Source organism: Nostoc sp. (genome assembly GCF_036919815.1).
Classification (GTDB): Bacteria; Cyanobacteriota; Cyanobacteriia; order Cyanobacteriales; family Nostocaceae; genus Nostoc.
Window position 1 is genome coordinate 1 of record NZ_JBALCE010000057.1, and the last position, 10,293, is coordinate 10,293.

Genomic DNA, 10,293 nt, shown 5'->3' on the forward strand with positions numbered 1-10,293 from the left:
CGAATCCCAAATCTGGGATTCGGGGTTGGGGGATGAGGGCAAATCCTTTTGATCACCGAAGAACTACAGGTTTCAAGATAGACGCGGTTTAATTATGGGTAAAGGAGAAACTGCGATCGCCTTTCCCTTCTGCTAACCCTCAAAACTCAAGCACCGTCAGGGGACAAAAATAATTAGATTAACGCGCCTTTCTCCCCTCAAGGGGATGGAAATCGCATACAATATTTGACATCATGATGGCATCCAGTAATGGTAAGAGCAGTTGCATCTACCAGGCGCAAAATCGAGCCAGAGTCAGAGTCTCTTGTCACATGGGCAGATGACACTGAACTGGTGGGATTGGTATTTGACCTTGAGCCAACCACTTCCAGTTCCCTCTACTCGCAGTACACGATTGGACTCCACGCTTGGTTTCTTGACCAAGTACGGCAATTCAACCCAGACCTTTCTGCATATCTGCACGATGGAGAGTCAGAAAAGCCCTTCAATATTTCGGCGTTGTCAGGTCAACTCCTCGCCAGTGGTAGACAACTACAACTGCAAGCCAAGCAAATTTACCACTGGCACGTCAATGCTTTGTCTCCAACAGTGGTGCAGTTTATCAGGCAATGGTTAGCCCAACTGCCCGAAATCCTGGACTTAAGAGATGCTCCCCTTCAAATAAAACAGGTGACTATTGCCCATCCACCCACTACTTACGCGCACCTATTACACTTAGCGACAGAGAAACCCTCTAACGTCAACTTCAGCTTTGTTTCACCTACCAGCTTTCGCCGCAAAGGTCATCATTTTCCCCTGCCAGTGCCAGTTAATCTCTTTCACAGCTATCTGCGTCGCTGGAATGACTTTTCGGGAATCCCAATCGAACAAGAACCTTTTCTCGACTGGATAGATGAAGGGGTAATTATCTATCAGCATCGCTTGGAATCGATGAAAGTAGCTGCTGGCAAGTGGGGTTCGGTCACTGGGTTCACAGGGGCAATGTCCTGTGGTTTGAGTAAGGCTGCTTTGGCTAACTCTGAGTTTACCCAGTTGTTTTATGCTTTGGCTCGACTGGCTCCCTATTGCGGTACGGGACACAAAACTACTTTTGGACTGGGACAAACTCGCTTAGATTGGGTGGAACCAGAGGTAAGCTTACCTACTCAGGTGCTAACAAATCTGCTGGGAGAATGCATTGATGAATTGACAGCGCTATTCGCCGCACAACGAAAACGCACAGGAGGCGATCGCACTGATAAAATTGCTTCTACTTGGGCAACTATCCTAGCACGCCGGGAGATGGGAGAATCATTGCAGGTTATATCCCAAGATTTAGAGATGCCCTACGCTACTGTTAAAACTTACGTAAAGTTAGCTCGGCGGGCGCTTAAGGATAATGTCAATCAATCTTAATTGCAAATTGGGGCACAGGAATGCTCATTGGTGTCAACTTAAGAAAAAATCTTCTGACTGTATGAGTTTTGCCCTCACCCCTGAGTCATAATTGAGTCTCTGACTCAATGAATGCATTCCCATACGAAGTATGGGAACGAGTCAACGAGTCAAACCTCATCAAGCTAGGTTTTAAGGACTTGTGTGTACACCCTAGCCTTGCTAAGGAGAGGGACAGGTTTTGCGTAGGATAAGCAATCTTTGAGGTTTTCTTGAGCTATTCGATAAACCGACGCAATGACTAATCATTGCTGCGTAAGTCCTAAAATAGCTATAGGATGCAGAAATTTACATCTGCGATCGGTATACTTTTATAATCCAGATGAGCAATCTGCCATCAGCCTAACCAATTAATTTCTGCCAATTAGTAGGCCCGACAATCCCATCGGCTTCTAAACCATTTTGCTTTTGAAAGTTCTTAATTGCAACCTCTGTTTGCGGCCCGTAGATGCCATCATTATCAACACCTACACGGTATTGCAAGTATCTGACAACTGCACCACCAGCATGGTTTGGTCTGAGAATTCGTTTTGCAAAAATTAGATTTATGGCATTCCATGTAGCTTCGTCAGCAATTCCAGTCGGCTGAACCCCGATAATAGTCTGAAATTTTTCTACGGCAGATTTTGTGTTAGCTCCAGTGAAGCCATCTTCCACTAACGCATTACCATTCTTATCAGTTATTTTGAGTCTATTTAAGGCTTTTTGCAGTCTCTGAATAGTGGTATCGACATTCTCCTCTTCATCTGGTACGGGCTTAACAGGAACACTTGGCACTTTACCAGTTAAGCCTTTGACGATCGCATTAGCCATTGCTTCTGGATTATAAAGATTCATATCTTTTTGTGAATCGATAAAGCAACCTTCTACCAGAATCGCAGGCATATCTGTATTTTTCAGAACATACAAATGGGAACCACTCTTAACGCCGCGATTAAAAAATCCTAACTTGACGATTTCATCTAGTACAGGTTTAGCGATTTTTGTCCCCGTATCGCTAGTCGCAAATACTTCTGTGCCGTTAGCTTGTCCGTTAAAACAGTTAAAATGAATCGAGACGTAAATATCTACTTTACTCGCATTAGCTGTAGAACATCTTTTTGAGAGTGATTCACGTACTGTACTAGCACTACTTGGTTTACATACTACGACTTCATTTCCTAAAGCTCTTAACTTGGCTATAACTCTATTACCTACATCTAGAGTTAAATTATCCTCAAATTTAATTCCTCTGGCTCCTGTATCTGGTGGACAATTGTGCCCGCTATCAATTCCAAATTTCATGATTTCATCCTCAATTTACTTATTTTTACACTAGGTTAAATCTCTTTCAATTATAGAGACAAAGTTTTGTTAATAAATTCGTTGAAGTACTTCTTGCCATTGATTCCCCTGTTTTTATAAGTAGGGAAAGTTTGAGTTGGGGCTTCGGCGTGAGCGCTCAGTCGAACGGTTTCAATCCTCATCTCAAACATAATTATAAATTATCAATTATGAATTATCAATTTTTAAAGGTATATTCTCACCAAAAATACAACCATTATAATTTATCAAAATCGGGAATAACCCGTTAATTTTTGCAATAAATTGAAATGCAGCAATTGCCTCCATTATTTCAGATAATAACGCTTGATAAAAGTAGAAAGCCATGACAAATGTACCTAGTAAAGCTTAGTGGAAGTTTACCTACATTTAACAAGGGGTTTAATCAATTGTCTGGTTAATTGAGATGGTAGCTGAATTTACGCCCTACTCAAGGAACTACTGACCAAAATCTGTGGGTAGATATTTAACAATCAACCTGTGAGCCAGTTTAAAATTTAAGTAAAGAAATATTTCGTAGCTTACAGGCATGAAACGCATCGTCTTGGTTGCTGGGTTTGAATCGTTCAACGCTGACTTGTATAGAAAAGCAGCTTTTTTGGCTAACTCTCGCTGTCCTGAGTTGGATATTCGGGTATTTAGCGATCGCGATCTTAGCACCAAACGCACTGAGGTAGAAGCAGCACTTCATGACGCGGATGTATTTTTCGGTAGCCTGCTATTTGATTATGATCAGGTTGTGTGGTTGCGCGATCGCATTGCCCAAATTCCCATCCGCCTAGTGTTTGAGTCAGCCTTAGAATTGATGAGTTTAACCAAGCTGGGTATCTTTGCCATTGGCGACAACCCCAAAGGAATGCCCAAACCAGTTAAATTCATCCTCGACAAATTTAGCAACGGGCGAGAAGAAGACAAACTCGCTGGTTACATCAGCTTCTTAAAAATCGGCCCCAAACTACTGAAATACGTGCCAGTGCAAAAAGTTCAAGACTTACGCAACTGGTTAATTATCTATGGTTACTGGAATGCTGGCGGCCAAGAAAACGTCGCTTCATTATTCTGGACACTAGGAGAAAAATATTTGGGTTTAAAAGTCGGCGACATTCCCCCGCCAATCGAAACCCCCAACATCGGATTACTCCATCCCGACTATCCAGGATTTTTTGAATCGCCCCGCGAGTATCTGGAATGGTATAAAACCCATTGTAGAGACGCGATTCATCGCGTCTTCCCTAATGGCGTCTCCCCTAATCGCGTCTCCCCAGTTGTAGGCATATTACTCTACCGAAAACACGTCATCACCAAACAACCCTACATTCCCCAACTAATTCGCAGTTTTGAATCAGCCGGGTTAACTCCTTTACCCATTTTCATCAACGGTGTAGAAGGACATGTGGCGGTACGAGATTGGATGACAACCGACTATGAAATTCAGCAACGACAACTAGGTAATATCGAGACTCCCTCACTTTCTAGTGAAGCAGTAAAAGTGAATGCGATCGTTTCTACAATTGGCTTTCCTCTGGTGGGTGGCCCGGCTGGTTCAATGGAAGCTGGGCGTCAGGTGGAAGTAGCAAAGCGCATCCTCACTGCTAAGAATGTACCTTATATTGTTGCTGCACCATTATTAATTCAAGATATTTACTCCTGGACACGCCAAGGTGTCGGCGGATTGCAAAGTGTCGTGTTGTACGCGTTACCAGAATTGGATGGGGCTATTGATACTATTCCCCTCGGTGGTTTGGTGGGCGAAAATATTTATCTGGTTCCCGAACGAGTACAACGATTAATTGGTAGGGTGAAAAGTTGGGTGGCTTTGCGGCAAAAACCTGCTTCGGAACGCAAGATTGCGATCGTTTTATATGGGTTTCCTCCAGGTTATGGGGCTGTAGGCACAGCTGCATTATTAAATGTCCCGCGTAGTTTGCTGAAGTTTCTCCACGCACTCAAAGAACAAGGTTACACCGTCGGAGATTTACCCGAAGATGGGGAAGAATTGATTCGCTGGGTGAAAGAAGCAGATGAATCTTTAAATGATGTGGAAAATATCCCGGCATCTGTAAATGTCCGCACATTAGAAAAATGGCTGGGATATCTGCAAACCTCCCGCATTGAAAAACAATGGAAGTCTCTCACGGGAACTGGAATTAAAACCTATGGTGACGAATTCCAGATTGGTGGTGTGCAATTAGGGAATGTATGGATAGGTGTACAACCACCTTTGGGCATACAAGGTGATCCCATGCGTTTAATGTTTGAACGAGATTTAACGCCCCATCCGCAATATGTTGCTTATTATAAATGGCTGCAAAATGAGTTTGAAGCTGATGCTATAGTTCACTTTGGAATGCATGGCACGGTGGAATGGTTGCCTGGTTCTCCTTTGGGTAATACGGGTTATTCTTGGTCGGATATTCTGTTAGGAAATTTGCCTAATCTATATATATATGCAGCAAATAATCCATCGGAATCGATGTTGGCAAAACGTCGTGGTTATGGTGTGTTAATTTCTCATAATGTACCACCTTATGGTCGTGCAGGTTTATATAAGGAATTGGTGGCGTTGCGTGATTTGATTTCGGAGTATCGTGAAGATCCGCAAAAGAATTATGTCCTTAAGGAAGCGATTTGTAAAAAAATTGTGGACTCTGGGTTGGATGCAGATTGTCCGTTTTTAGAGGCGAAACGGTTGGGGATTGCGTTTACTCCCGAAAATGTTCGGATGTTTAGCACTCATGCTTTTGATGATTATTTGGTGGAGTTGTATGGATATTTGCAGGTTTTAGAAAATCGGTTGTTTTCTTCTGGGTTGCATACTTTGGGGGAAGCACCGAATGAGGAGGAGTTGGCGGCGTATTTGGAGGCTTATTTTGGAGACGTAGACGCTTCGGCTTGCCGCAGGCTACCGCCAAGGCGCGGAGAACGCAGAGAGGAGAGAGAGGAGGAGGAAAGAGTAATCAGGGATTTGTTGATGCAATCTACGGATGAGTTAACGAATTTGTTAAGGGGGTTGAATGGGGAATATATTCCGCCTGCGCCGGGTGGGGATTTGTTGCGGGATGGTGCTGGTGTTTTACCGACTGGGAGGAATATTCATGCTTTAGACCCTTATCGGATGCCTTCTCCTGCGGCGTATGAACGAGGACGAGAAATTGCTCAAAAAATTATCGCCCAGCATTTGGATGAATATGGAACATATCCAGAAACGGTGGCGGTGATGCTTTGGGGATTGGATGCGATTAAAACTAAGGGTGAATCTCTGGGAATTCTGTTGGAATTGGTGGGGGCTGAACCTGTTAAGGAAGGAACTGGCAGAATTGTTCGTTATGAATTGAAGCCGTTGGTGGATGTTGGACATCCTCGCATTGATATATTGGGTAATTTGTCTGGGATTTTCCGGGATAGTTTTGTAAATATCATCGAATTGTTGGATGATTTATTCCAACGGGCGGCTAATGCTGATGAACCGGAAGATCAGAATTTTATTAGAAGACACGCTTTAGCTTTGAAAGCCCAAGGTGTGGAAAATGCATCGGCGAGATTGTTTTCTAATCCGGCGGGTGATTTTGGTTCTTTGGTGAATGATCGAGTTGTGGATGGTAATTGGGAATCTGGCGAGGAGTTAGGCAATACTTGGCAAAGTCGCAATGTGTTTAGCTACGGGAGAGAAGATAAAGGTCAAGCTAGACCGGAAGTGTTGAACACGTTGTTAAAAACTAGCGATCGCATTGTTCAAGAAATCGATTCGGTAGAATATGGTTTAACTGATATTCAAGAATATTACGCCAATACCGGCGGTTTGAAAAGGGCAGCAGAAAAACAAGGCGGTAAGAAGGTTACAACCAGTTTTGTGGAAAGTTTCTCGAAAGATACTACACCCCGCAATTTAGATGATTTGCTGCGGATGGAGTACCGCACTAAGTTGGTAAATCCCAAATGGGCGCAAGCAATGGCAAATCAAGGTTCTGGTGGTGCCTTTGAAATTTCCCAACGAATGACGGCGTTGATTGGTTGGGGTGGTACTGCCGATTTTACTGATGATTGGGTTTATGACCAAGCGGCTGATACTTATGCGTTAGATGCAGAGATGGCGGATAAATTACGTAAGGCAAATCCTGAAGCTTTTCGCAATATTTTAGGCAGAATGTTAGAGGCGCATGGACGCGGTTTCTGGGAAGCTGATAGTGATAAGTTAGATAAATTGCGCCAGTTGTATGAGTTAACAGATGAAGAGTTGGAGGGGGTGACGGTTTAGAAAGTAGATGCGTTAAAACTTAAAATCAAGCGCTCCTACGCTTGAGACTGTGAAAATTTAAACCTTTGCAGCTAATATTACTTTATTTATAAGAAACGCTTAAGCTTTTCTTGCAAATGTATAAGCCGTTGCCGCAAATACTTAATACTTTGCAACAAATGCTATTCTATATATAAGAAATGCTTAAGTTTTTCTTGCAAATGTATAAGCCGTTGCCGCAAACGTTTAATACTTTGCAACAAATGCTATTCTATATATAAGAAATGCTTAAGTTTTTCTTGCAAATGTATAAGCCGTTGCCACAAATGTTTAATACTTTGCAACAAATGCTATTCCATATATAATAAACGCTTAAATCATTGCAGCAATTGTTGTAACTAACTTATTGACTACCTAAAATAAAATATAGTCTAAGTGAAATTAACTAAACTTTTAGAGATGCGATCACAACTGATTTGCTATATTTTCCCATGACAATCAGAAGACTTTTGGTATAAAACAGTACTAATAACCAAGTAGCAGAGATGCATTATGGCACGTCGTAAAAGAAATTCCAGCGTTTTAGAACGAGCCGATCGCCGGATTGAAAGTTTACAATCTATCAGTGTAGAACTTGACTTTGGCCAAGGATTGACTATACAAGCTTACACCATGACAATTAACGATCTCCGGTCTAAGCTTGCTGCCTACAACACTACATTATCTACCATTGACAAACTCACAAATGACCTGAATAATGCAGAAAAGGCTGTAATGACGATGTCAGAAAAAATGTTACTAGGAGTTGGCAGCCGTTACGGTAAAAACAGCCAAGAATACGAGATGGCGGGTGGTGCGCGACGAGGTAATGCCAAGAAGAAGCAAAGCGTACTAGGAAATTCCAAACCCACCAATTCTTTAGCAGCCGATTCTGTTAAGCTTTCTTCTGCAAATGAATCTATGAATGGGGTATCGGGTGCGATCGTGAGTTGAAAAAATACGTAGTGGCGTGTTAAGACTAAATTGTTGCAACAAAATTTGTAGTTTGGATTGAGGAACGAAACCCAACACTCCGATCAATGTTGGGTAACGCTAAAGCTCAACCCAACCTACATCTTATCTGTTAGCTTCCTCACCCGCCTGGGAATTAATTGCCAGGCTAACAGCTAAAGTCTACTAAAGTAGACTCAAGATTTTTGAGTATATTTAGTCATCTTCAGATGACTTTTGCTATTAGCAAGGAACTGAAGTTCCTTGCGGGATATCAATTTTACTATTGTAGGACGGGCATCATAGAAAGAATTGAGCGTTTTATTGTGTAGTATATAAAAGAGCGCTTAAAAGTCCTCGGTCAATTTACTACTATGGTTGCAGACCACAGCATAGATTTTCATACGTATCTAGAATCTCTCACCGAGGATGACACATATAGAGAATGGCAAGGTTTATACACGCCAACTGATGCCATAGACCGTCAAAGACTTGAACCCAAAAAATCGCGCAGAGGCTTAGATTTCAGTTTGATGGTGCAAACAGTACCACAGCAACGAGAAGCTGAAGCACCAGACAGAAAAAAAATTGAACGGTTGAATATCCTCGAAGGGTTACGGAAGTATGCAACCAGCAATGTATTGCTAGTAGGAAAACCGGGTTCAGGGAAATCTACAGCTTTAGAGCGTTTGTTGTGGGAAGAAGCTCAAAAGGGGAAACAAAGAGAACCAAATCAGAAAATTCCCGTGCTAGTGGAGTTAAGGCGCTACACAACTTCGGTGCTGGATTTAATTCGGGACTTTTTGACTCGCTATAATTTAAACCTCAAAAGGATAGAGATTGAAAATCTACTGTTTACAGGGCAATTTTTGTTACTTGTAGACGGTTTGAATGAATTACCCAACGATGAAGCTAGACGAGATTTAGACGGATTTCGGCACAAATACCGCCAAGTCACGCCGATGATTTTTACTACGCGGTATTTGGGGGTGGGGGGTGATTTGGGTATTGAAAAAAAATTGGAAATGCAACCCCTCACAGAAGCGCAGATGCAGCAGTTTGTCCGCGCCTATTCGCCAGAGGTGGGTGATGAAATGCTGCGACAGTTGGCTGGACGCTTGCGGGAATTGGGGGAAACGCCGCTGTTATTGTGGATGCTGTGTGAAGTATTCAATGATGCTAAACAAATTCCTACTAGTTTAGGTGAGCTATTTCGTTGGTTCTCTGGAGAGTATCACAAACTCAAGGAAAATGTACCAATTGATGAAAGGTTACGTAACTGGCAATCTGATTTATTGCAGCATCTAGCATTTGTGATGATGCAAGGCGACAATTCTACAGAGTTACGATTAACTATTTCTAAACAGCAAGCTAGGAATGTTTTAGGGACATTTTTACAAAAGAAAGTAGCTTTTAGTGATGATTGTGCAAGACGCTGGCTAGAAGATTTGCTCAAGTATCACTTAATTCAATTGCGAACAGATGACCAGATTGAATTTCGCCACCAGTTGATTCAAGAATACTACGCTGGAGAATTTCTACTCTCACAGCTTGACAAGATTGGTGATGAGAAGCTGAAACGGGATTATCTAAATTATTTGAAGTGGACAGAACCCGTATCGTTCATGTTGGGGTTGTTGGATGATAAAAAGCAGGCTTTACGAGTGGTGAAGTTAGCCTTAGATGTAGATTTGGAGTTAGGCGCAAGGTTGGCAGGAGAAGTAAAGCGGGAGTATCAGAAAGAAACAGTCGATTTAATTTTAAAGTTAGACATTCATAATTTACTTAAAGTTGAGTTTTTGGGTATCACTCACTCTGAAGATGCCGTTACTTTTTTAAGTAATTCGTTGCAAAATAAAGATTCCTCTGTTCGTAGTAGTGCCGCAGAGGCGTTAGGAAAAATCGCCAACCAAGAAGCGGTATCTACCTTAATTAAACCTTTGCAGCATCAAGATTCCGATGTTCGTTTGAGAGCCGCAGAGGCATTAGGAAAAATTAGCAACCAAGAAGCGGTATCTGCCTTAATTAAAGCTTTGCAGCATCAAGATTCCGTTGTTCGTTGGACTGCCACAGATGCGTTAGGAAAAATTAGCAACCAAGAAGTGGTATCTGCCTTAATTAAAGCTTTGCAGCATCAAGATCCTGTTATTCGTTGGACTGCCGCAGAGGCGTTAGGAAAAATCGGCAACCAAGAAGCGGTATCTGCCTTAATTAAAGCTTTGCGGCATGAAGATTCCGATGTTCGTTGGAGAGCCGCAGAGGCGTTAGGAAAAATCGGCAACCAAGAAGCGATATCTACCTTAATTAAAGCT

Annotated in this window: 5 protein-coding genes; 4 read left to right on the forward strand and 1 reads right to left on the reverse strand. The window is 42.3% G+C overall.

Features of this window, described 5'->3' with window-relative positions; all coding sequences use genetic code 11:
* Nucleotides 1-249: 249 nt before the first annotated feature.
* On the forward strand, nucleotides 250-1,395 hold the full coding sequence (gene cas6 / locus V7K15_RS13815; RefSeq protein ID WP_334906064.1) for a CRISPR-associated endoribonuclease Cas6: 1,146 nt from the start codon (nucleotides 250-252) through the stop codon (nucleotides 1,393-1,395).
* 381 nt (nucleotides 1,396-1,776) lie between these two features.
* On the opposite strand, the gene V7K15_RS13820 is transcribed toward cas6, so the two are convergent.
* Entirely contained in the window at nucleotides 1,777-2,718 is a 942-nt protein-coding gene (locus V7K15_RS13820) for an N-acetylmuramoyl-L-alanine amidase (protein WP_334906065.1), read from the reverse strand.
* Between the two features lie 568 nt (nucleotides 2,719-3,286).
* Between V7K15_RS13820 and bchH the strand changes: the two genes are divergently transcribed.
* The 3 genes from bchH to V7K15_RS13835 form a co-directional block, all read left to right on the forward strand.
* Complete coding sequence (bchH, locus tag V7K15_RS13825; protein ID WP_334906066.1) at nucleotides 3,287-7,012, forward strand: magnesium chelatase subunit H; 3,726 nt, start codon at nucleotides 3,287-3,289, stop codon at nucleotides 7,010-7,012.
* Between the two features lie 531 nt (nucleotides 7,013-7,543).
* Nucleotides 7,544-7,984 (forward strand): hypothetical protein, encoded by a 441-nt coding sequence (locus V7K15_RS13830; RefSeq protein WP_334906067.1) that lies wholly within the window; start codon nucleotides 7,544-7,546, stop codon nucleotides 7,982-7,984.
* Between the two features lie 371 nt (nucleotides 7,985-8,355).
* Nucleotides 8,356-10,293, forward strand: a 1,938-nt coding sequence (locus tag V7K15_RS13835) for a HEAT repeat domain-containing protein (protein ID WP_334906068.1), incomplete at its 3' end; no start/stop codon positions are given.